Origin of the sequence: Aeromonas sp. 61P (genome assembly GCF_051919545.1) — a bacterium.
Taxonomy (GTDB): Bacteria; Pseudomonadota; Gammaproteobacteria; order Enterobacterales; family Aeromonadaceae; genus Aeromonas; species Aeromonas veronii.
Map to the genome: position 1 here is coordinate 344919 of NZ_JBQBEL010000001.1, position 21786 is coordinate 366704.

Annotated in this window: 16 protein-coding genes and 2 pseudogenes; 6 read left to right on the plus strand and 12 right to left on the minus strand. The window is 60.9% G+C overall.

The window, feature by feature from the left end:
• Positions 1 to 91 precede the first annotated feature (91 nt).
• Positions 92 to 3787 carry a methionine synthase gene (metH, locus tag ACTG2O_RS01700; protein WP_439976644.1) on the minus strand — a complete coding sequence of 1232 codons (3696 nt, stop codon included), beginning with the start codon at positions 3785 to 3787 and terminating at the stop codon, positions 92 to 94.
• A 216-nt stretch (positions 3788 to 4003) separates the two neighbouring features.
• On the opposite strand from metH, the gene ACTG2O_RS01705 reads away from it, so the two are divergent.
• Positions 4004 to 5281 (plus strand): cation:proton antiporter, encoded by a 1278-nt coding sequence (locus ACTG2O_RS01705; RefSeq protein ID WP_021231596.1) that lies wholly within the window; start codon positions 4004 to 4006, stop codon positions 5279 to 5281.
• Between the two features lie 506 nt (positions 5282 to 5787).
• Complete coding sequence (locus ACTG2O_RS01710; RefSeq protein WP_005340085.1) at positions 5788 to 5964, plus strand: hypothetical protein; 177 nt, start codon at positions 5788 to 5790, stop codon at positions 5962 to 5964.
• Between the two features lie 153 nt (positions 5965 to 6117).
• Here the strand turns inward: ACTG2O_RS01710 and ACTG2O_RS01715 are convergent, their stop codons facing one another.
• Together ACTG2O_RS01715 and ACTG2O_RS01720 are read right to left on the minus strand one after the other, a co-directional pair.
• Positions 6118 to 6615 (minus strand): GNAT family N-acetyltransferase, encoded by a 498-nt coding sequence (locus ACTG2O_RS01715; RefSeq protein ID WP_069529746.1) that lies wholly within the window; start codon positions 6613 to 6615, stop codon positions 6118 to 6120.
• A gap of 128 nt (positions 6616 to 6743) precedes the next feature.
• Positions 6744 to 7565 (minus strand): HDOD domain-containing protein, encoded by an 822-nt coding sequence (locus ACTG2O_RS01720; protein ID WP_019446506.1) that lies wholly within the window; start codon positions 7563 to 7565, stop codon positions 6744 to 6746.
• Positions 7566 to 7734: 169 nt separating this feature from the next.
• Here ACTG2O_RS01720 and ACTG2O_RS01725 point away from each other — a divergent pair, with 169 nt between their 5' ends.
• A complete protein-coding gene (locus tag ACTG2O_RS01725; RefSeq protein WP_019446505.1) occupies positions 7735 to 8001 on the plus strand; it encodes a hypothetical protein in 267 nt (88 codons plus the stop codon).
• A gap of 72 nt (positions 8002 to 8073) precedes the next feature.
• Here ACTG2O_RS01725 and aphA read toward each other — a convergent pair whose 3' ends face one another.
• Together aphA and ACTG2O_RS01735 are read right to left on the minus strand one after the other, a co-directional pair.
• Positions 8074 to 8793 (minus strand): acid phosphatase AphA, encoded by a 720-nt coding sequence (gene aphA / locus ACTG2O_RS01730; protein WP_439975270.1) that lies wholly within the window; start codon positions 8791 to 8793, stop codon positions 8074 to 8076.
• 106 nt (positions 8794 to 8899) lie between these two features.
• Positions 8900 to 9574, minus strand: coding sequence for an ATPase (locus ACTG2O_RS01735; protein WP_019446503.1), 675 nt, complete (start codon positions 9572 to 9574; stop codon positions 8900 to 8902).
• Positions 9575 to 9740: 166 nt separating this feature from the next.
• Between ACTG2O_RS01735 and ACTG2O_RS01740 the strand changes: the two genes are divergently transcribed.
• From ACTG2O_RS01740 to ACTG2O_RS01750, 3 genes and pseudogenes are all read left to right on the plus strand, one after another.
• Positions 9741 to 11060: an MFS transporter gene (locus tag ACTG2O_RS01740; RefSeq protein ID WP_439975271.1), complete on the plus strand. Its 1320-nt coding sequence runs from the start codon at positions 9741 to 9743 to the stop codon at positions 11058 to 11060.
• A gap of 139 nt (positions 11061 to 11199) precedes the next feature.
• Positions 11200 to 11922 (plus strand): MarC family NAAT transporter, encoded by a 723-nt coding sequence (locus tag ACTG2O_RS01745; protein ID WP_019446501.1) that lies wholly within the window; start codon positions 11200 to 11202, stop codon positions 11920 to 11922.
• 159 nt (positions 11923 to 12081) lie between these two features.
• Positions 12082 to 12284, plus strand: a pseudogene (locus ACTG2O_RS01750) (hypothetical protein).
• 133 nt (positions 12285 to 12417) lie between these two features.
• Here the strand turns inward: ACTG2O_RS01750 and tldD are convergent.
• The 7 genes and pseudogenes from tldD to ACTG2O_RS01785 all read right to left on the minus strand — a co-directional run bounded on the left by tldD (position 12418) and on the right by ACTG2O_RS01785 (position 21786).
• Positions 12418 to 13878 carry a metalloprotease TldD gene (gene tldD / locus ACTG2O_RS01755; RefSeq protein ID WP_439975272.1) on the minus strand — a complete coding sequence of 487 codons (1461 nt, stop codon included), beginning with the start codon at positions 13876 to 13878 and terminating at the stop codon, positions 12418 to 12420.
• A 70-nt stretch (positions 13879 to 13948) separates the two neighbouring features.
• Positions 13949 to 14770, minus strand: coding sequence for a carbon-nitrogen hydrolase family protein (locus ACTG2O_RS01760; protein WP_019446499.1), 822 nt, complete (start codon positions 14768 to 14770; stop codon positions 13949 to 13951).
• Between the two features lie 19 nt (positions 14771 to 14789).
• The gene (locus ACTG2O_RS01765) at positions 14790 to 15377 is read right to left on the minus strand and encodes a nucleotidyltransferase domain-containing protein (protein ID WP_129504843.1); all 588 of its coding nucleotides are present in this window, start codon (positions 15375 to 15377) and stop codon (positions 14790 to 14792) included.
• Positions 15374 to 15706 carry a Dabb family protein gene (locus tag ACTG2O_RS01770; protein ID WP_019446497.1) on the minus strand — a complete coding sequence of 111 codons (333 nt, stop codon included), beginning with the start codon at positions 15704 to 15706 and terminating at the stop codon, positions 15374 to 15376. Before ACTG2O_RS01770 ends, ACTG2O_RS01765 begins: the two co-directional genes overlap by 4 nt.
• 34 nt (positions 15707 to 15740) lie before the next feature.
• Positions 15741 to 19633, minus strand: a pseudogene (locus ACTG2O_RS01775) (YhdP family protein).
• Positions 19634 to 21103, minus strand: a complete 1470-nt coding sequence (gene rng, locus ACTG2O_RS01780; RefSeq protein ID WP_005340056.1) for a ribonuclease G — start codon at positions 21101 to 21103, stop codon at positions 19634 to 19636.
• A 95-nt stretch (positions 21104 to 21198) separates the two neighbouring features.
• Positions 21199 to 21786 (minus strand): Maf family protein, encoded by a 588-nt coding sequence (locus tag ACTG2O_RS01785; protein ID WP_005340055.1) that lies wholly within the window; start codon positions 21784 to 21786, stop codon positions 21199 to 21201.

Sequence of the window (21786 nt, forward strand, 5' to 3'; positions counted from 1 at the left end):
AACAGGTTAAACGGCGGCTCTGCGCAGGTTGTTCAACCCGTGCAAGGATGCCGCCGTTTCTCGTTAAAGATCAACCGATGTCACACGGGAGTCAGTTCAGGTTCGGCCCCAGCCAGCGCTCGGCCTCGGCCAGCGTCATCCCCTTGCGAACAGCGTAATCCTCCACCTGATCTTGCTGGATCTGCGCCACCGCGAAGTATTTGCTCTCGGGATGGGAGAAGTACCAGCCCGACACCGCCGCCCCCGGCCACATGGCGTAGGATTCGGTGAGCTGCATGCCGATAGCCTGCTCCACCTCCAGCAGCTCCCAGATGCTCCCCTTCTCGGTGTGCTCCGGACAGGCCGGATAACCGGGCGCCGGACGGATGCCCTGATAGTTTTCGCGGATCAGCTCCTCGTTGCTGAGGGCCTCGTCGGGAGCATAACCCCAGTGCACCTTGCGCACCTGCTCGTGCAGGTACTCGGCAAAGGCTTCGGCCAGACGGTCGCACACCGCCTGAATGAGGATGGCGTTGTAGTCATCGTGCTGCGCCTTGTAGGCCTTGGCGATGGCCTCCTCACCGATACCGCCGGTCACCGCGAAGGCGCCGATCCAGTCCGGTTTGCCGCTCTCTTTCGGCGCCACATAGTCCGCCAGACAGTAGTTGGGGAAGCCCTGCTTCTCGCTCTGCTGGCGCAGGTGATGCAGCACCTTGATGACCTCGGTGCGGGACTCGTCGCTGTAGACCTCGATGCTGTCCCCTACCGCGTTGGCCGGGAACAGGCCGACCACCCCGGCGCAGCGCACGCTCTGATCCTTTTCCAGCTGATCCAGCATGGCGTTGGCGTCGGCAAACAGCCTGGTCGCTTCCTCGCCGATGATCTCGTCCTCGAGGATGCGCGGATACTTGCCCGCCAGCTCCCAGCTGAGGAAGAACGGCGTCCAGTCGATGTAGGGGCGCAACACCGAAATGGGCACATCTTCGAACTTCTGCACCCCGAGCTCGCGGGGCTTGGGTGGCTGGTAGCCAACCCAATCCAGCTGATGCCGGTTGGCGCGGGCGTGGGCCAGACTGACCGGGCGGGAGCGCGGCTGCTTGCGGGCATGCTGATCCCGGGCGATCTCGTACTCCTTGTCGATGCGGGCGACAAACGCCTCCTTGAGATCCGGGCTGAGCAGGCTCTGGGCCACCCCTACCGCGCGGGAGGCATTGGAGACATAGACCACAGGCTCCGAGTAGTTCTGCTCGATCTTCACCGCGGTGTGGGCCTTGGAGGTGGTGGCACCACCGATCAGCAGCGGCAGCTTGAAGCCCTGACGCTCCATCTCTTTGGCCACGTGCACCATCTCGTCCAGCGACGGGGTGATGAGACCCGACAACCCGATGATATCGGCGCCGACCTCACGCGCCGTCTTGAGAATGGTCTCGCAGGAGACCATAACCCCGAGGTCGACAATCTCGAAGTTGTTGCACTGCAGCACCACCCCGACGATGTTCTTGCCGATGTCGTGCACGTCCCCTTTCACGGTCGCCAGCACGATTTTGCCATTGCTGGAGCCGCCCGATTTTTCCGCCTCGATATAGGGCTGCAGATAGGCCACCGCCCGCTTCATCACCCGCGCCGATTTCACCACCTGCGGCAGGAACATCTTGCCCGCGCCGAACAGGTCGCCGACCACGTTCATGCCATCCATCAACGGCCCTTCGATGACGTGCAGCGGCTTCTCGGCGCCAGCGCGTGCCTCTTCGGTATCCTCTTCGATAAAGTCGGTGATCCCCTTGACCAGCGCGTGCTCCAGCCGCTTACCCACCGGCCAGCTGCGCCACTCCTGATCCCGCGGATCCTCTGCCTGGGCACCGGCACCGCGATACTTCTCGGCGATGGCCAGCAGCTCCTCGGTGGCGTTGTCATTGAGGTTGAGTACCACCGCCTCGACCTTCTCTTTCAGCTCGGCCTGAATGTCTTCATAGATGGCGAGCTGACCCGCATTGACGATCCCCATGTCCATGCCGTTCTTGATGGCGTGGTAGAGGAAGACGGCGTGAATGGCTTCGCGCACCGGCTCGTTACCGCGAAACGAAAACGAGACGTTGGAGACGCCGCCGGAGATCATGGCGTGAGGCAGGTGCGTTTTGATGTCCTTCACCGCCTCGATAAAGTCCACCGCGTAGTTGTTGTGCTCATCGATGCCGGTCGCCACCGCGAAGATGTTGGGATCGAAGATGATGTCTTCCGGCGGGAAACCGACCTGATCCACCAGGATCCGGTAGGCACGCTGGCAGATCTCGAACTTGCGGGCGCGGGTGTCGGCCTGACCCATCTCATCGAACGCCATCACGATGACGGCGGCGCCGTAGCGACGCAGCAATCTGGCCTGCTGGATGAACTTCTCCTCCCCCTCTTTCATGGAGATGGAGTTGACCACCGGCTTGCCCTGCACGCACTTGAGGCCCGCTTCCAGCACCTCCCACTTGGAGGAGTCGATCATCACAGGCACCCGGGCGATATCCGGCTCACCGGCGATGAGGTTGAGGAAGCGCACCATGGCCGCTTCGGCGTCCAGCATCCCCTCGTCCATGTTGATGTCGATGATCTGGGCGCCGTTCTCTACCTGCTGCTTGGCAACATCGAGCGCCTCGTCGTAGAGCCCCTCCTTGATCAGCCGCTTGAACTTGGCCGAACCGGTGACGTTGGTGCGCTCCCCCACGTTCACGAACATGGACTCGGGGGTGATGATCAGGGGCTCGAGGCCCGACAGGCGGCAGGCCACCGGCAGCTCGGGCAGCACACGCGGCTTGATGCCCGCCACAGCGTCCGCCATGGCGCGGATATGGGTCGGGGTGGTACCGCAACAGCCACCGACCAGGTTGAGAAAGCCGCTTTGGGCCCACTCGCGGATATGCTCCGCCATCTCACCCGCATCGAGGTCGTACTCGCCGAACGCATTGGGCAAACCGGCGTTGGGGTGGGCGCTGACGCAGGATTCGCTGATGCGAGACAGCTCCTCCACATATTGGCGCAGCTCATCGGGCCCCAACGCACAGTTGAGGCCGAACGATACCGGTTTGACGTGGCGCAGCGAGTGATAGAAAGCTTCGGTGGTCTGGCCGGAGAGGGTACGACCGGAGGCATCAGTAATGGTACCGGAGATCATCACCGGCAGGCTGTAACCCAGCTCCTCGAACACCCCTTCCACCGCGAAGGCGGCGGCCTTGGCGTTGAGGGTATCGAAGATGGTCTCGATCAGAATGATGTCGGCGCCGCCCTCGATCAGGGCGTGGGTCGATTCGGTGTAGGCGGCCACCAGCTGGTCATAGGTGACGTTGCGCTTGCCGGGATCGTTCACATCCGGCGAGATGGAGGCGGTGCGGTTGGTGGGGCCCAACACCCCTGCGACGAAACGCGGCTTGGCGGGATCTTTTGCCGTCCACTCGTCGGCCACGGCGCGGGCCAGACGGGCGGCTTCCCGGTTGATCTCGGCAGAAAACTCTTCCATCTCGTAATCGGCCATGGCGATGCGAGTGGCGTTGAAGGTGTTGGTCTCGAGAATGTCGGCCCCGGCAGCGCAATACTGCTCGTGGATCTCGCGGATCACCGCCGGACGGGTCAGCACCAGCAGATCGTTGTTGCCCTTGATGTCGGTATGCCAGTCGGCAAACCGCTCACCCCGATAATCCGCCTCCCCCAGCTTGTAGCCCTGGATCATGGTGCCCATGGCCCCGTCGATGATCAGGATCCGCTCCCTGAGGCAGGCTTCCAGCTTCTTTGTTACGTCCGACTGCTTGCTCGGCTCTCTGCTCGACATTACGTTCGACACCGCGTGTTCCTCTTACATCCATGCAACTGCGTAAACAGCATCCTAACAGCAAACAAATAAAATGGAAATCTAGCCGTCTATCAGTCCAAATGCGCCACCATATACTCATTTATGGGTAATGAGTAACATAGGGCCCGAGAGTAACCTATGCCCGTCCTGCATAGGGATACGTGCTTGCTGTCTACCAACGAGAAAAAAATAACTATGAGCGTCTACTACACACTCTGTTTTCTGGCAGCGTTGGCGATCTTTATCGCCTTTGCCAACCAGTATGTTGTGAAGATCCAGACCACCATCGCCATCACTGCGGGCTCCATGCTGATCTCCGCACTGCTGGTGCTGTTTGGCAAACTGGGCTGGTTCAACCTGGAACCTCTTGCCGTCAAGACCATGGAGAGCATCGACTTCCAGAACTTCCTGCTGAAGGGGATTCTGGGCTTCCTGCTGTTCGCCGGTGGCCTTGGCATCAACCTCAAGGCGCTGCGTAGCCAGAAGTGGGAGATCACCATTCTGGCCATCATTGCCACCCTGCTCTCCACCTTCCTCATCGGCTACGGCTTCTGGTTTATCGCCAAGCTGCTGGGCTGGGAGTTGCCGCTGGTCTACTGCATGCTGTTCGGCGCGCTGATCTCCCCCACTGACCCGATTGCCGTACTGGCCATCGTCAAGAAGATGAAAGCGCCACCCCAGATCGCCATCCAGATCGAAGGGGAATCCCTGTTCAACGACGGTGTTGGCCTCGTCATCTTCGCCACCGTGTTTGCCGTCGCCTTTGGCGGTGTCGAGCCCACCTTCGGCAGCGTGGCCGGTCTGTTCCTGCACGAAGCCCTCGGCGGCATCCTGTTCGGTGCCGTGCTGGGCCTCATCGCCCACGTGATGATCAGCGCCACCGATGACGGTTCATTGGAGCTGCTGCTGACCCTCTGCATCCCGACCGCCGGTTTCGCTTTTGCCAACATGATCGGCGTCTCCGGCGCACTGGCCATGGTGGTCACCGGCATCATGATCGGCAACTGGACCCGTCACTCCGGCTTCTCCGAGCAGAGCAGCCATCACCTGGATCACTTCTGGGAGTTGATGGACCAGTTCCTCAACGCTCTGCTGTTCCTGCTGATCGGTCTGGCGCTGGTACTGCTGGATCTCGCCTGGCGTGACTGGATCCTGCTGGTCATTGCGGTGCCGCTCTGCCTGGGCGCCCGCTTTATCAGCGTGTCGCTACCCTATGTGGCTTTCCGCCGATTCCGCAATTACAACACCTTCTCGGTGCGGATCCTCACCTGGGGTGGCCTGCGCGGTGGTCTGGCGATGGCGATGGCACTGGCACTCCCCTCCGGCGTCATGATGATCCCGGAACATGGCGTCGACCTGCGTCAGGTCATCCTGGTGATGACCTACTCGGTGGTGATGTTCTCCATCGTGGTGCAAGGCATGACCATCACCCCGATGATCACGGCTGCCAAAAAGGCCTGTGGCGACTACTGAGTCGGTCCACAGTGCTGATTGCAGCATGAGAGAGGGCTCCCGTCGGGAGCCCTCTTTTTATGACTGATAGCTGCGGATATTTGCTGCTGATAGCACCTTGATTACACAGAGGAAAAGCGTATTGACTTCAACATAGGCAAATTATTGTTTGCTTTTTATTCATTTCGAGGAGAGAATGCGCGTCGGCTAGTTAATCAGCCCTGTTTATGTTTACCCTGCAATGCTTCACCTCACGATGAATCCTGCCAGTACCCGCATAACCTTCTTCTGATTTACTCGCCTTGAGAACCGTCAGGCTGTCTGCCTGCGTTGCCCGGCTCTCACGGTGCAGACCCGATCTGCCCACCCAATTTGATTTATGCATCAGCATATTCCTTGAAAGTGCAGACGCCCCTTAACCGGGCTGGGTATTCCTGCGCGCTTGTCGTTCACCCAATCGACCGCGCCCATTGACCTGACATTTGCCAATACAAGGAGCAAACACCTAATTTATATAGAGAAATACCATGATGAAAGCAGTACAAACACACAAGCCCCTGCGTCGCAGCAAGCCCATCAACCTGCCTGTGCAAGAGCACGACAATGATGCGTTCCTGATCCAGTTCAGCACCCGCTTCAGCGGCGGTTTCGCCATCTCCTGTGATGGTATCGCTGGCGAGTTCTCCATCGAAGACCTCAACTGATCCTGCCTGCCCTCCGGCAGCGCCCGATGCAGACAGGCCGCAACTCACGGCGGCCTCTTTGCTTCTCTCACGCCTTTCGCCAGACCCGGGCTCTTGCTTGTCACTCAGCCTGACAGCCACCTCGCCATTCGCTTCCCCACTCTCTGACCTTGATCACTGCTCCAGCAGCAGGCACTCATCAGCATCTTCGCTCAACTTGACCAGTCGACTGCGCACCAGCCCCAGCTTGGCCAACAGGCCGATGGATCGCTCGTTACCCGGGGTGACGATGGCGACCACCTGCCCGATCCCCAACCGGCTTTTGCCATCGGCAAGGGCGGCCTGCGCCGCTTCAATGGCGTAGCCCTGACCGCGATATTGCGGCAGGAAGGCGTAACCGATATCGACCTGCTCCAGGGTATCGCGCTTGATCAAACCGCAGATACCGAGGCTGGCACCGTCCTCCTTGCGCTCCACCAGATAGAGTCCGTGACCATAGCGGGCATAGCTGACCGCCGGTCCCTGCTGGATATACTCCTGCGCCTGCTCCAGGGTGCGAATGCCCCGATCACCGATGTAACGATAAAAGTCGCCGTCATTGAGCAGCTCAAGGATGAAGGGGGCATCGGTGGCGATCATTTCGCGCAGGATCAGGCGGGAGGAGGCAATCATGGCAAGGGCTCTCAAACGAAAAGTGAAGGGCAAAGAGTGCCCCGTCACTCCAAGACTGGCAAGCCTGTGGCACCATCGGCCATGAAAAAGGGGCCATATTGGCCCCTGATGAGATGGGATAAACGGGCTCAGGCAGCCAGTAACCCGGCGTAGCCATTACCCTGCTCGCGCAGTGCAGTGAACTGGGCGGCGCAATCGGCCCAGCTCAGCCCCAGCGCGTCTGCCACCTTGTGGGGCCACTCGGGCGGCGCCTCTTCCCCCACATCGGATTGCGCTGCCAGCACGATCGCCAGATGGATCAACCCGGCCTCGGGAGAGAACTCCTTGGCCAGCATGGGGTTGTAGTGATACTCCACCGCATTGCTGATGGTCTCGGGGAACTTCCAGTAACGTGCCATGGCCGCCCCGACCTGGGCATAGTTGAAGCCGACCACCAGCTCTTCCGCCTTGGCCCGCCCCTTGTGCAACTCCAGGTCGTGAATGTGATGGACGGTGTTTTCCGGCAGGCCCACATGCATCACCAGTCGGCCAAGGTCATAGAGCAGGGCGCAGGTAAAGACCTCATCTCCCTTCATCCCCTTCTTCACAGCCAGACGACGCGCCAGCTCCGCCACATTGAAGACGCAGCCCCAGAAATGTTTGAGGTCAATGCCGGGCACCGCAGTGACCGATTCGGTGAGCCCGCAGGCCAGCACCATGTTGCGCACCATCGCCAGTCCAAGCCGCACCGCGGCTTCATTGACGGTGCCGATCTGACGACTGCTGCCGAATTTGGCCGAGTTGGCCAGCCGCAGCAACTTGGCGGAGATGACAGGGTCCTTGTTGATCAACTTGCTGATCTTGAGCAGATCCGGATCCTTTTCATTGAAGGTCTGGATCAAATCGCGCATCACTTCCGGGATCTGGGGCAGTAGCTTGGGCTCGGCCAGCAGGGAATCTATCGTGGGCATAGGCGTGTCCATCCATGTTATCTGTGTTCCAACCTGTTTGCCTTGGCAAACTCCTCCTAATTATGGGTAACAAATGGCCTCCCCATCGGATTGTTTATTCGCTGGCCATTCAAGGTGTTAGTCACATTCAGGCTATACTGGCCGCCACATTCACTGCTGCGGATATCCCATGAACGACACTCAGGAATTTTTTGACGAAGAGACGCTGCTGGAGATGGTGGAGAACCAGCTCAACGATGGTCACCCGCCCCATGTGAAGGCGACTCTGATGCGGCTGGTGATGAAGGGCACCCCACGGGAAGAGGCGCTGCAATATATCGCCTGCGCCCTCGGGGCCGAGCTGATGGCAATGGAGGCCGATCAGGGCCCCTTCAATCTGACCCGCTATGGCGAGTTCCTCGACAGCCTGCCCGAGATGCCGTGGGCAGACGACTGACCCGAGCTTGATGACGGATGCAAAAAGGGCGGGTGCCAATGGCCCCGCCCTTTTGTATGGATCCACTCCGGATCAGAACTGGGAGTTGATGATCACCTCTTCCCCCAGCGCCCCTGCCAACGGCAGTGGCCGATAGCTGGAGTTGGCGGCCCGCAGCAGACGAATGCCGCGAATGCCGACCTCCTGCGCCGCCTTGATATCCCCATCGGCGTCGCCGTAGAAGAGCTTCATCTGCTTATCCTTGAGCCACTGCACCTTGGTGTTCTGGCCCGGCTGATCACCCGCGAAGATCACCGGATTGAGCTGGTCGGCTGGAATATTCATGGTCTGCTGCAGAGTCTGGCTCACGGTTTCGGTCTTGGTGGCCGAGCGACCGGTGACGAAATAGATGTGGTCACCGCGCTTGAGATGCATGGCGATGAGCGCCTTGCCCACCTCTTTCGGCATGCTGAACGCATCCCAGCCGTTATTCATCTTCTCCCAGAAGGCGGGGTTCTTCAGATAGCTCTCGTCGTTGGGCGAGAACTCCTGTTTGCCGCGATAGAAGCCCGGGCTGGAGAAGAGCAGGGTATCGTCGATATCAAACCCGACTGCCATTGGCGGCAGGCCATCCAGACTCTTGGCAATCTGCTCCACCGATACCCAGTGGATTGGCGCCTGCTGGGCCAGAGTGACGGTGGTGACACCGGCAGGGATAGGCTGAACGGTAGCGACTTGACCCGCCACGGCAGGCAGAGAGAGGGCGGCAGCCAGCAAGGAGGCAAGCAGCGCCGGACGATAGATGTGTTTCATAAGGCAGGTTGTCATCTCCAATCAAAAGAGGGGGCCAATAGTGCCCCCATCCCGCCTCTCAAATCTGTGAATACTCCAGCAAAAGGGAGCATTTGACGCCCGATAATTAATCTTCGATTGGCAGCAGATCGGTAAAGACAAAGCCGTCGCGCAGCACTGTCTCACCGACCCGAATGCCGAGCGGGCGGGAGAACATGGGGCCATCATAGGCCAGGGTGTGAAACTCGCCGTTCTCGCCGCACGGATCGACCCCCTCCGGCAGCGCCGCCAGCAGTGCCTCGTCAAAATCGTGGCCACCCAGGCTGGCATCCAGCTTGTTCGGGTCGAGAGCACTGATCCGCGCCTTCAACCCAGCGGCCACCATCTGCGGCGCCAGTTCACGGGTATTGCTGCCCCACAGCGGGAACAGTGGTTCGATGCCGGTACCTGCCAGCTGCTTTTCACGGTAGGCGCGCACATCCTCGAGGAACAAGTCGCCAAAGGCCATATGGCGGATCCCCTGTGCCACCACATCGGCGATAAAGCCGGTCATGATGCGGGCGTAATCCTCGTTGCTGCAGGGCCAGGGCAGATCGATGGTGATGAGGGGCAGCCCGACGCAGGCGGCCTGCTCGGTCAACAGTTGCTTGCGCACCCCGTGCATCGCCACCCGCTCGAATGCCTGATTGAGGGTGGTAAACAGCCCCACCACCTCGATGGCGGGATCTTGCCGCAACTGATGCAGTGCCCATGCGCAATCCTTGCCGCTGCTCCAGGAGAGCAGTACCCGTTTCTTTTCCATCATTCCTCCGCCAGCGGGGCATTCGGATTGCCCCAAAAAGATGCAAGACAGTGTTGCGAATTGCGCGATTTACACACAAGAGGCAGGCAGCATACTCTCGATCACCTGTATATGCCCCTTGTACGGGGTGACAATAACTAAAAAAACCGATGGGAAACATACGGATATGACCACGACCACACAACAGCACGATCACGCCCGCCCCCTCAATCGACAGGATTACAAAACCCTGAGTCTGGCTGCCCTCGGCGGCGCGCTGGAGTTTTACGACTTCATCATCTTCGTCTTCTTCGCCGTGGTCATCGGCGAGCTGTTCTTCCCAGCCGATATTCCCGAGTGGCTGCGCCAGTTCCAGACCTTCGGCATCTTCGCCGCCGGTTATCTGGCCCGCCCGCTCGGCGGCATCATCATGGCCCACTTTGGCGATCTCATCGGTCGCAAGCGGATGTTCACCCTCAGCATCATCATGATGGCGCTGCCGACCCTGTTGATCGGTCTGCTGCCCACCTATGCAGTGCTCGGCATCGGCGCCCCCATCGCCCTGCTGGGACTGCGGATCCTGCAAGGCGCCGCCATCGGCGGTGAAGTGCCGGGCGCCTGGGTGTTTGTCGCCGAGCACGTTCCTGCCCGTCGGGTAGGGGTCGCCTGCGGCACGCTCACGGCGGGATTGACGGCAGGCATCCTGCTTGGTTCCCTCATCGCCACTGCGGTCAACAAGAGCCTGACCCCGGCCGAAGTGAGTGACTGGGGCTGGCGAGTACCCTTCCTGCTGGGCGGTATCTTCGGCATCGTCGCCATGTACCTGCGTCGCTGGTTGCACGAGACCCCGGTCTTCGCCGAGATGAAAGCCAACAAGACCCTGGCCGATGAGCTCCCCCTCAAGTCGGTGCTGCGCAACCACAAGAGCAGCGTGGTGGTCTCCATGCTGCTCACCTGGCTGCTCTCCGCAGGGATCGTGGTGGTGATCCTGATGACCCCGACCTATCTGCAGAAGGTCTATGGCATCAGCCCGGCCGACGCCCTGACCGCCAACTCGCTGGCGATCGTGGCCCTGACCCTCGGCTGCATCGTTTATGGTCGACTGATCGACCTGCTGGACAGCGGTCTCACCTTCATGTTCGGCTCCCTGCTGCTGGCGGGCTCCAGCTACGCCTTCTATCACGGTCTGGCGGCAGGCACGAGCCAGCTGGTGCCGCTCTACATGCTGGCGGGCTTTGCGGTCGGGATTGTCGGTGCCGTGCCTTATGTGATGGTCAACGCATTCCCGCCGGTGGTGCGCTTCTCCGGTCTGTCGTTCTCCTATAACGTGGCCTACGCCATCTTCGGCGGCCTCACCCCGATGGCGGTGACCCTCTGGATGAAGAGCGACATGCTGGCCCCCTCCCACTATGTGGTGAGCCTGTCGGTGCTGGGTTTCGCCATCGGTCTCTGGCTCTGGTTCCAGCAACGGGCCATCCGGCAGCAGCAAGCGCCGCAAGCGGCCTGACCCGAACAACAAGCCCCGGTATCTGCCGGGGCTTTTTTGTACTGCTTATGTTCAGTTTCGCCAGCATAAGATATGCCTCCCTCTGGGGCCTGCCACCCGCATCGCCCCATGGCTTCCCACTCTTTATCCGAGGCTCAAGATGTTCTTTCAGGTCGTATTACTCACCTTGCTGGCGCTGCTGCCCATGGTCAACCCGCCTACCACGGCCACCCTGCTGCTGGGACTGAGCAAGGGGATGTCGCGCGAACACGTGCGCCGTCAGGTCAATCTGGCCGCCATCTATCTGTTCTGCACCCTCTGCACCACCTTCTTTATCGGATCCTCGATCCTGGATCTGTTCGGGATCTCCATTCCGGGCTTGCGCCTGGCCGGTGGCCTCATCATCGGCTTTATCGGCTTTCGCATGCTGTTCCCCGCCCCCAGCCAGCAGAGCGGGGTCGATATCAACCAGAGCATTGCCTTCGTACCGCTCACCATGCCCAGCATGTGCGGGCCAGGTACCATGGCGCTGGTAATAAGCGGGGCAGCCCAGATTGCCGAGCTGCCTGACGAGTACAACCGCCTCACCATCAACGCCGGTGTGGTAACGGCGTTTGCCCTGATGAGCCTGATCAGCTGGGGAGTATTGAAGCTGGCGGATCCGGTCTGCAAGATCCTGGGCGCCACCGGCATCGACGCCATAACCCGCATCATGGGCTTCCTGCTGGTCTGCATGGGTATGCAGTTTTGCATCAACGGCATCAAGGAAGTGGCACAGGATCCAGTCTTCCACGGCGGCCAGGCTGTGCAAACCGCGCCGGCGCTCCCAAAGGCTTCCGGCACGTTTGATCAGTTGCCGCAAAAGCCCACCGGCTCTGATTGAAAACGGTATCAAAAAGTCCCTGACGATCTGCACTGATCTTGTTCCTGATCATGTTATTGACACACAAATGAGTTAGTTTGTTTTTCATACAGACTGTATTCAGATGGACGCTGATAGGTTTGTTGATGAATACCCACTCAACTTCAGGAGAGTATGCAGATGGACAAGATGCTGACCGAAATGGGAGCCATAGCCTGTTTCACGAGTACCTGAACGTGGTTGGGATTGCGAGCCCATCCCTCGCCAAGATCGAGCAACGCTGGGAATATAAAGATCAAGAGCAGCTGGTTGCCAAAATCCAGATCGACAAACAGGGTAACGCTCGCTATTTCATCGACGCCCGCGCCATATCCGTCAACTGATACCGAATCACCCGCCAGCCCCGGTCCAACGACCGGGGCTTTTTGTTGTCTGCGATCCCCTGAATAGCAAAACCCCGGCAAGAGCCGGGGGTTTGAATGCGTCGGGTTACGCCGCTGCGCGGCTAACCAAAACCTACGAAGTACCACCCACGGTGAGCTGGTCCAGTTTGAGGGTGGGCTGGCCGACACCGACCGGCACGCTCTGCCCCTCCTTGCCGCAGATGCCAACCCCACGATCCAGCGCAAGATCGCTGCCCACCATGGAGACCTGGCTCATGCCCCTCCTTGCCGCTTCTGGGCCGTTGCCGATCAGGGTCGCGCCCTTGATGGGGGCAGTGATCTTGCCATCCTCGATGAGGTAGGCCTCGGAGGCGGAGAAGACAAACTTGCCGGAGGTGATGTCCACCTGACCGCCACCGAAGTTGGGGGCATAAATGCCCTTCTTCACCGAGGCGATGATCTCGGCCGGATCGTACTGGCCCGCCAGCATGTAGGTGTTGGTCATGCGCGGCATCGGCATGGCGGCGTAGGATTCGCGGCGCCCGTTGCCGGTGAGCGGTACCCCCATCAGGCGAGCGTTCTGCTTGTCTTGCAGATAACCCTTGAGGATACCGTTCTCGATCAACACGTTGTAGCCACCCGGTGTCCCCTCGTCATCAATGGAGACGGAGCCGCGCCGACCCAGCAGGGTGCCATCATCGACGATGGTACAGTGCTTGGAGGCCACCTGCTCGCCGATGCGGCCAGCAAATGCGGAAGATCCCTTGCGGTTGAAATCCCCCTCCAGACCATGACCTACCGCCTCGTGCAGCAGCACGCCGGGCCAGCCGGAGCCCAACACCACCGGCATGGTGCCGGCTGGCGCATCGATGGCTTCCAGATTGACCAGCGCCTGACGCACCGCTTCACGCACATAGCCAAAGGCGCGGCTCTCCAGCCCGTCCAGTTCGAGGAACCAGTCGTAACCAAAGCGCCCGCCGCCACCAGCACTGCCACGTTCGCGGCGATCGCCCTTCTCGGCGATCACGGTCACCGACAGACGCACCAGCGGACGCACATCGGCAGCCAGGGTGCCGTCGGTGGCGGCCACCAGCACCTCTTCGTAGACGCCGCTGATGGAGGCCATCACCTGATTGATGGCGGGATCCAGACTTCTGGCGAACTTGTCCATCTGCTCCAGCAGGGCGATCTTCTGATGCTTGTCGAGGGTCTGCAGCGGATCCATGGCCGGATAGAGCAGGTTCGCTTCGGTGCGCGCCCATGCCTTCACCTTGCCGTGAGCACCGGCAGCGGCGATGCCGCGGGCGGCAGTCACCGACTGTTGCAGCGCCAGCAGGCTCAGCTCGTCCGAGTAGGCGAAGCCAGTCTTCTCGCCGCTGACGGCGCGCACCCCCACACCCTGATCGATGTTGTAGCTGCCATCCTTGACGATGCCATCTTCCAGCATCCAGGACTCGTGCCAGCTGCGCTGGAAATAGAGATCGCCGAACTCGACCTGATGGCTCATCAGGCTGCCGAGCAGTTGCTGCAGGCGCCCTTCGTCGAGATCGTTCGGGGCCAACAGGGAGGCACTAACCTGGCTCAATAGACTCAATCTTCTTCTCCACTCTCGTAACGAGCTGTTTTAAATCGTCTTGCCGACGGGTTGGCGACAAGCCACACCATCAGAGCAAACGGGCGTGTTGCAGCACTGGCATGGTGCGTTTCAATTCATCGATAAGCCCGGGCTCCATCTTCGCCAGCACTGTGCCGCGCCCGGACTCTTTGCTCGCCAGCACCCGACCCCAAGGGTCGACCACCATGCTGTGGCCCCAGGTCTGGCGCCCCGTCTCGTGAGTGCCGCCCTGATTGGCAGCGACTACGTAGCACTGGTTTTCGATGGCGCGGGCCCGCAGCAGCGGCTCCCAGTGCGCCTCGCCGGTCACGGCGGTAAAGGCGGCAGGCACCAGCAGCACGCGGGCACCAGCACGGGCCAACTGGCGGTAGAGCTCGGGAAAGCGCAGATCATAACAGATCGAGAGGCCGAGGGGACCAAAGGGGGAGTCCACCAGCACAGGCTCCTTGCCGGGGCTGAAGGTCTCCGACTCCCGATAGCGGCCGTGATTATCCGCCACATCCACGTCGAACAGGTGGATCTTGTGGTAGTGGCCCCTGAGCTCACCGCTTGGGTCAAACACCAGCGAGCTGGTGTGGATATGGTCGGAACCTGAGATGGTGGTCGGCATAGCCCCGGCCACCAGCCAGATGTCGTAATCACTGGCCCATTCCGCCAGTTGCTGCTGGATCGGCGCGACTCCGCTCAGGTCGGAGCCAATCGCCTCGGCACCATCCAGATAACCCTGCCGTTCGCCAAACAGGGCAAAGTTCTCCGGCAGCAGCACCAGCAGCGGCCGCTCTTTGGGCAAGGCCGCCAGTTCAGCGGCGATCTGCTCCCGGTTATCCTGCCAGTGACGGCCAGATACCAGCTGTATTGCGGCTAACCACATGACGTTCTCCTTGTCCGTATTAATCGCGATCCACAATATTCGGGTCTTTATCCATCTCGGCCAGCAGCTTGCGAAGATGATGCCGGACCAATCCCCGCTGCCCCCGCTCCGCCCATTTGAGGCAATCGAACAACTCCCAAACCAGACCATCTCCTTCGGCCATATAGGCAGGAAAGTCCCAATGGCTTGGGGCAGGGCCAGATACCTCAAGCGCACCAAGGGAGGAAGTTTTATCGAACAGTGGCAAATAAGGTTTGGCAAGGGGGAACTCAGCCCCCCGATCAAGGATATGGATCTCGATGCTGGACATATCGAGGAAGATGAAGCGCCAGTATGAACAGACCTCTTCATGTCTTCCTTGCCAGCAATGAAAGATGGGCCGCTCCCCCACAATGGTGCGCACCAGTTCGTCTCCCTGCTTATGGAAGCCCGGCTCGGCCAGCAACAAGAGATCGACATCGGATACCCGGTCTGCCTTGCCCTTGGCGAGCGACCCAACCACTACCCCGGCATCAATCGCAGGATGAGCTGCGCCATGTTTCATAACCGATTCCAGCAGTGCGCGCTGCAGTGGAGGGATGGCAGCCCAGTGCTCATCCACCATCATAACGGCCCCTCTGACACAACCCGATCCCCCGCCTGCAGGGTGTAATCCAGCACTATGATGCGCGCCAGCACAGGGCGGAAGATGGCCTTGAGGGCATCGTGATCCGGGTGGGGCAGATAGCGCTGGCGGGCCGCTTCGTCGGCGAAGGTCATCAGCACGCTGTGGGTAAACCCCTCGGCCCGCCCCTCCGGGCTGTCATCCCGACCCCACTCGACAGCGGTCACGCCGCTGACCTGATGGGGAATGGCGAGAAAGGCGGTACGCACCGCATCTATCTGGGCAGGCTGGGTGCCCGGCTTGAAGGCGATCAGCAGGATATGTCGGATCATGGCTCACTCCTTGTGATGGTGCCGGGCCGCTCGTTCAGCGCTGAGCGGGCCCTGCGTGTTTGGGGCTCAGCAGGAAAGGGGTCACTTCTTGGGTCGGCAGGCCGGGGGCAACGGCGTCAACCGCCTCTTTCTGCTGCTGGTTGAGCTTGATGCGCGCGCGATCTCGCCCCGCCTCGATCAGCTTGGGTGCGTCGAGCGGGCCCGAGATGCGAAAATCGATGCGGGTCACCACATCCACCACCGGCTCCAGCAGTTTGGAGAGGGCCAGCACATAGAGACCCGTGACCGGCGTGATGGAGAAGGCCGCCACCACCGGCAGGGTGCCCCCCAGATTGGGAGAGAAGCTCAGCTCGTAGTCGAGCCGCCAGCGCACCAGATCGGCGATCCCCTCGCCGCGAAGGTTGCCTGCCGCCCCCTTCATATAGAAATCATCGTTGCTGACCTGCCCCTGCTTGATGGTGGCAGAGGCAGACATGGATTCGAAGTAGAAGCCCTTGTCGAACACATCGCGAAAATCGAGTCGCAGTTTGCGCAGCAGGGAGTCGAGACTGAGCAGGGAGAGCAGCCGTGCCCCCTTGTCGTTGACCTCTCGCAGGGTGCCGCCCTCCAGCTGATAGTTGGCACTTCCCCCCAGAGTCGGCAGGCTCGGGCGATAGGGCACATCCTGCCAGTTCAGATCAAAAGCGAGGGAGCCGGGGGCATCGCCGATGGGCGAGGTGTAGCCGAGCCGCTTGAGCAGCAGTTCGCTGTTGTTGCTGGTCAGCTTGCCACGAGCGCGGGTCTCCATCCGGTTGCCATCGGCCAGCCAGTCGACGCTGCCGGTGAGCTGACTCCCCGCCAGCCGCACATCCAGCCCCTTGAGGGTCACCTTGTTGGCACCGGGCACCAGCTCCCCTTTCACTTCGCCGAGCGGCAATGCGCCAAAGCGGCAATCGACACAGCTGAATGTCAGCCAGGGGATGGAGGCCATGATGGCATTATCCTGCTTCGTATCGGGATCCGGGCTGAGATCCGAACTCTTGCCGGACCAGTAGATGCGGGCAAACTTGGCATCCACCGGACGATTGGCTACTGCAGGCAGGCGGATCACCCCCATCACATCGGGGCTGTCGATCATCACTTCGGTAGCCTGATTGGTCGGCCCCACGGTGAAACGCGCCGCCTTGAGGGTGGCACTGCCGATATAGGCGCGAGCCAGCTGTCCATCCACCCACCACTCCTGCGGCAGGAAGGCCGGGCCGACCACCGCATTGCCGGTCTGGTTCTGCGCTGGCAGCCACTGCTTGAGTCTGGCCAGCCAGCCGCCCACATCGGCCTCCTGCTGGTTGATGGCGAGCAGCATGGGGGCATCGCGCATTACCCGGGCGCCCGGCTGACCCACATCGACCCGCACCCGGCTGAGATAAGGTACCCCTTCGCCGTAGACCAGTCGGGTCTGCATATCCACATCAGCCCCCAGTACGGCACGAATGTCGGCGCTGCCATCCCGGCCACGGGCGATCACCTTGAGCGGCAGCCGGCTGGCGCTGCTCTTGGCCAGCGGCAGCGGCAGATCCAGCGCCATCCCCTGCAGGTTGGAGTCAAGCGCCAGCTGGAAGCTGAACGGCTTGCTGTCGGGCAGGATCAACCCAAGCTTGCCGCCCCAGTTGCTGCGGCCGTTGAGGATACCGTATGAGGAGATGGCGGTGGGCTGGCGGCGGCTATCCCACTGCCCCTTGAAATCGAGGTCGACCTGATAGTGATCCGGATGCTGGCGCCCCTGATAATCGAGGGTCAGCGGCTGGTTCCACAGGCTCGCCTTGAGGTTGCTGAAACGGGTCTGTTCGTTGTCATATTCGAGCCGCCCCTGCACCTTCTCCAGCGGCAGATCCAGACTGGCGACCGCACCTTGTTGTTGCTGAAGGTGGCATCGCCGCTCGCCTTGACCTCGCTCTCGCCATCGAGAGGAATATCGAGCTTGACCGAACCGGCCATCGGGCCGCGGATCTCGATCTCTCGCAGCGCCTGACCTACCGAACTGCCCAGCGGGGAGTCCTGCAGGTAGTCGCTGATGGCCTTGCCCTCCCCCTGCACCTTGGCATCCACATAGAGATGGGCGCCGGGGGAGAGATCCGGGATCCAGGCATGCACCGAGTCGGAGCTCGCCTTGCCGAGTTTGGTGGAGTGGCTGCGCATATCGAGACCGGCATTCTGGAACAACAGGTCGATCTGCAGGTCGGTGAGCGGTTGCCAACCGGGGAAGAACTCGTAGGTGGCCTGCTCCAGCGGCACCGCCACCTGGAAGATGCCCTTGCCGTTGTCGTAGGGAAAGTCCCTGAACTCGCCATACCAGAGCAGGTCGGCCCCCTTGGCCTTGCCCCCCTTGATGGCGCCGCTCAGGTAATCCACCAGCCCCTTGTCCATCGCCTGCAGCGGGAAGTAGCGATCCGCATGGCCCGCATTCTTCACATCGATGCGGCCGGTCAGGGCCAGGAAAGGGTGCTCGAACAGATCAAGGCGGAAACGGCTGGCCAGGGTCAGATCCGGGTTATCCAGCGCGATATCCTGCCCGTAGAGCACCCAGCCCTGTTCCTCGCGCCACCAGTCGAGGCGGGCCGAGAAGTTGTCGACCGGGATCGGCATCTTGAAGTGACGGGCGGGATCCACCTTGTCGTTCGCCAGCGCCAATCTGGCGCTACCGCCGGTCGGGGTAAGCCAGAACTCGCCGTTGAGATCCTGCATCCCGGGTATATCCTGCCACGCCTTGAGGCGCACCTTGCTGAAGCGGCCGCTGAGGGAGAGATCCTGCCAGTCGGCGTTGGCCAGCAGCGTCAGATCCTGCACCGAACCCTGCGGATTGGTCTGGCGCAGGGTCTCGCAGAGTGTGGGGTAGAGCGCCGAGACCAGCTGACTGATCTGGGTGATCTTGTCGAACTCTATGCTGGGCAGATAGCCCTGCACCCGATCCCCGATCCGCTCCAGCTGCAAGCGGCTCTGCAACCAGGGTTTGCCATCCAGCTTGAAGGTGACGTTATGGCTCGCCAGTTGCCAGTCGGTGCCCTCACGGCGCAGCTGGATCTTGCCGCCATCGAGACCGAAACGGTGCATCTCCCCTTTCTTGGGATCCTTCCAGATCAGGTAGTTGTTGCCAAACGCCAGCAGGGTATTGCCCAGCTTGCCGCTGTCAAACTCGCTCCAGAGCTGGAAGTCGAGCTGACCGGCAACCTTGGGTTCGCCCGCATGGATCTTGGCCAGGGTCGGGGTGATATCGAGCTGGCGGGCCCCCAGATAGAGTTGCCCCTTGAGGCGATCGAGCCGGGCAGTCGGGGCGTCCACATCCAGAATCAGATCGATGGTGCTCTCGCCCACCCCGTTGATGAGGTAAGCCTTGCCGACCCCCTGATGGCGCTTGCCACGGTTCTGCCAGCGCAGTTGGGCGATGTCGAGGGCGCGCAGATCACCGAGGGAGGTGGTGACGCTGAGGCGGGTGTTGTGCACATCGAAGGTGGAGAGCTGGGTCAGCAGAAAGCGCAGCAGGGCGCCCTGCTGGGGATCGCCGGAGGGGCTCTCGTCAGCCGGTTGGCGCAAGTCGATGGTGATATCGCCATCGCTCAGGATCAGCTCGCCAAACACCGGCTTGAGCTCGTTAATGGTGCGCCAGAAGTCGAGGTGCACCCAGGCTTTGCCGAGCTGTACGGTAAAACGCCCCGAATCCGGGGCGATGGCGAGTTGCTGCAGTTCGAGCGCGGGCCCGGACTGTGTCCAGTCCAGCCCCACTTGCTCCACGCTGACCTTGAGTTGTGAATCCCCCAGCAGAGTGTGGATCAGACTCTCCCGGTATTGATTCAGCAAAGGGCCCCCGACCCGTACCAGGGTGACCAGCATGGCCATCAGTACGAACAGGACCCCCAGGGCCAACCAGCCCCGACTCAGCCAGCGATAGACCAATTACATCATCACCACGTCGAACTGCTCCTGACCGCAGAGGGGTTCGCTCACTACCCGCACCTGCTTGCCGATGAACACTTCCAGCTCAGCCAGACTGTGGGACTCCTCGCCATGGAGGTAGTCGGCCACGGCCGGGGCCGCGTAGACGGTGAACTGATCCGCATCGTAGGCGCGATTGACCCGGATGATCTCCCGCAGGATCTCGAAGCAGACCGACTCCACCGTCTTGACCCGGCCGCGCCCCTTGCACTCGGGGCACTCGGAGCAGAGCACATGCTCCAGACTCTCACGGGTGCGTTTGCGGGTCATCTCCACCAGACCGAGCTGGGAGAAGCCGTTGACGTTGGTCTTGGCACGATCCTTTGACAGCGCCTGCTCCAGACTGTGCAGCACCCGGCGGCGGTGATCCTCCGACTGCATGTCGATGAAGTCGATGATGATGATGCCGCCGAGATTGCGCAGGCGCAGATGACGGGCAATGGCCGCCGTCGCCTCGACGTTGGTGTTGAAGATGGTCTCTTCCAGATTGCGATGGCCGACAAAGGCGCCGGTGTTGATATCCACCGTGGTCATGGCTTCAGTCTGGTCGATGATGAGGTAGCCGCCGGATTTCAGCTCCACCTTGCGCTCCAGCGCCCGCTGGATCTCGTTCTCCACGTCGTAAAGATCGAAGATGGGCGACTCGCCGGGGTAGTACTCCAGCTTGCTGGCCAGCTCCGGCACGTACTCCTCGGTGAAGCGCTTGAGCTGATCGAAGCTCTGGCGCGAGTCAACGCGGATCTTGTCGAGCTCGGCACCGACAAAGTCACGCACTACCCGAAATGCCAGGCTGGGATCCTCGTAGAGGATCTTGCAGGGTGGATACTTCTGCTTGCGCTCGAGGATCTTGCGCCACAGGCGTTTCAGGAAGGCGGCATCCTGCTCCAGCTCCTGCTCCCCCACCCCTTCGGCGGCGGTGCGGATGATGTAGCCACCCAGCTCGTCCACATAGCCAGCTACGGTACGCTTGAGGCGCTCCCGCTCTGCTTCGGACTCGATACGTTGGGAGACACCGACGTGGGCGCTGCCCGGCATAAAGACCAGATAGCGGGATGGCAGGGTGATATCGGTTGTGAGACGGGCACCCTTGGTACCCAGTGGATCTTTCACCACCTGCACCATGATGTCCTGCCCCTGCCGCACCAGCTCGGCGATGTTACCGACCTGGAACTGCTCCTTCTCCTTCACCGCCACACACTCGGTGTGAGGGACGATATCAGAGGCGTGCAAAAAAGCTGCCTTGTCCATGCCGATATCGACGAAGGCCGCCTGCATACCGGGCAGCACCCGACTGATCTTGCCTTTGTAGATATTGCCGACAATGCCGCGCTTGGCCTGACGTTCTACATGCACTTCCTGCAGCAGACCGTTTTCGACCAGAGCGACCCGGGTTTCGGAGGGGGTAACGTTAACCAGCAGTTCTACCGACATAAGTAACCTTGCCTGTTCCAGTTTTGAATTCTATAGAGCCAATCCGGTACAACGCGCGCAAGGGAGAAACGCAGCAGAGCACAGCTGACGGGAAATTATTTGAGCTGTTCCAGATGATGCTTGATCAGCAGGTCTGTCTCCAGCAGGGGCAGGCCGACCACGGCGCTATAGCTCCCTTCGATACGGCTGACAAACTTGCCCGCAATACCCTGAATGCCATAAGCCCCGGCCTTGTCACAGGGCTCACCGGTCTGCCAGTAGGCCTCGATCTCGGCCTCGTCCAGCTTGCGAAACGCCACGTTGGTGGTGACCAGACGCACGTCACAACGATCCTTGCTGGCCAGCGCCACCGCCGTCATCACCTGATGCACCTTGCCGGAGAGGGACTCCAGCATATCTTTGGCATCAAGCAGATCGGACGGTTTCTCCAGTACCCGGTCGCCCAGCACCACTATGGTGTCGGCACCCAGCACCGGCAACGCCGTCGGCGCACACGCCACGCCCGCCATCGCCTTGTCACGGGCGAGACGGCAGACGTAATCCTGCGCCTTTTCACCCTCTTCCCGCTGCTCGGGCACATCCAGTTTCAGCACCTCGAAGCGGTAGCCAATCTGGGTCAGCAGTTCACGGCGACGGGGAGAAGCCGAGGCGAGATAGAGTTGTGGTTCGTTGTTTTTGTTCAT

Bases quoted from the DNA above. Each gene is read 5' to 3' on its own strand.
- ACTG2O_RS01760 (WP_019446499.1), bottom strand. From the start codon at position 14,770: ATGTGGTTAGCCGCAATACAGCTGGTATCTGGCCGTCACTGGCAGGAT.
- ACTG2O_RS01785 (WP_005340055.1), bottom strand. From the start codon at position 21,786: ATGAACAAAAACAACGAACCACAACTCTATCTCGCCTCGGCTTCTCCC.
- ACTG2O_RS01725 (WP_019446505.1), top strand. From the start codon at position 7,735: ATGAACGACACTCAGGAATTTTTTGACGAAGAGACGCTGCTGGAGATG.
- ACTG2O_RS01745 (WP_019446501.1), top strand. From the start codon at position 11,200: ATGTTCTTTCAGGTCGTATTACTCACCTTGCTGGCGCTGCTGCCCATG.
- metH (WP_439976644.1), bottom strand. From the start codon at position 3,787: ATGTCGAGCAGAGAGCCGAGCAAGCAGTCGGACGTAACAAAGAAGCTG.
- ACTG2O_RS01770 (WP_019446497.1), bottom strand. From the start codon at position 15,706: ATGATCCGACATATCCTGCTGATCGCCTTCAAGCCGGGCACCCAGCCT.
- ACTG2O_RS01735 (WP_019446503.1), bottom strand. From the start codon at position 9,574: ATGGAAAAGAAACGGGTACTGCTCTCCTGGAGCAGCGGCAAGGATTGC.
- ACTG2O_RS01710 (WP_005340085.1), top strand. From the start codon at position 5,788: ATGATGAAAGCAGTACAAACACACAAGCCCCTGCGTCGCAGCAAGCCC.
- aphA (WP_439975270.1), bottom strand. From the start codon at position 8,793: ATGAAACACATCTATCGTCCGGCGCTGCTTGCCTCCTTGCTGGCTGCC.
- ACTG2O_RS01740 (WP_439975271.1), top strand. From the start codon at position 9,741: ATGACCACGACCACACAACAGCACGATCACGCCCGCCCCCTCAATCGA.
- ACTG2O_RS01705 (WP_021231596.1), top strand. From the start codon at position 4,004: ATGAGCGTCTACTACACACTCTGTTTTCTGGCAGCGTTGGCGATCTTT.
- ACTG2O_RS01765 (WP_129504843.1), bottom strand. From the start codon at position 15,377: ATGATGGTGGATGAGCACTGGGCTGCCATCCCTCCACTGCAGCGCGCA.
- rng (WP_005340056.1), bottom strand. From the start codon at position 21,103: ATGTCGGTAGAACTGCTGGTTAACGTTACCCCCTCCGAAACCCGGGTC.
- ACTG2O_RS01715 (WP_069529746.1), bottom strand. From the start codon at position 6,615: ATGATTGCCTCCTCCCGCCTGATCCTGCGCGAAATGATCGCCACCGAT.
- ACTG2O_RS01720 (WP_019446506.1), bottom strand. From the start codon at position 7,565: ATGCCCACGATAGATTCCCTGCTGGCCGAGCCCAAGCTACTGCCCCAG.